Genomic DNA, 247 nt, shown 5'->3' with positions numbered 1-247 from the left:
GTAAGTGTAGCGATACATTGAGCTAACCGATACTAATGAACCGTGAGGCTTAACCTTACAACGCCGAAGCTGTTTTGGCGAAGAGACAGATTTTCAGCCTGATACAGATGACATCAGAACGCAAAAGCGGTCTGATAAACAGAATTTGCCTGGCGGCTGTAGCGCGGTGGTCCCACCTGACCCCATGCCGAACTCAGAAGTGAAACGCCGTAGCGCCGATGGTAGTGTGGGGTCTCCCCATGCGAGA

At 51.8% G+C, this 247-nt stretch carries 1 rRNA gene; it reads left to right on the top strand.

Annotated elements, in window-relative coordinates:
- Positions 1 to 148: 148 nt before the first annotated feature.
- Positions 149 to 247, top strand: a 5S ribosomal RNA gene (rrf, locus tag FHD02_RS24190); the annotation flags it as partial.

The sequence above is a fragment of the Citrobacter sp. EC_71 genome (assembly GCF_019584005.1).
Taxonomy (GTDB): domain Bacteria; phylum Pseudomonadota; class Gammaproteobacteria; order Enterobacterales; family Enterobacteriaceae; genus Citrobacter; species Citrobacter werkmanii.
The sequence above is the reverse complement of the archived record's forward strand: the minus strand, read 5'-3'. Positions and strand labels throughout refer to the sequence as shown.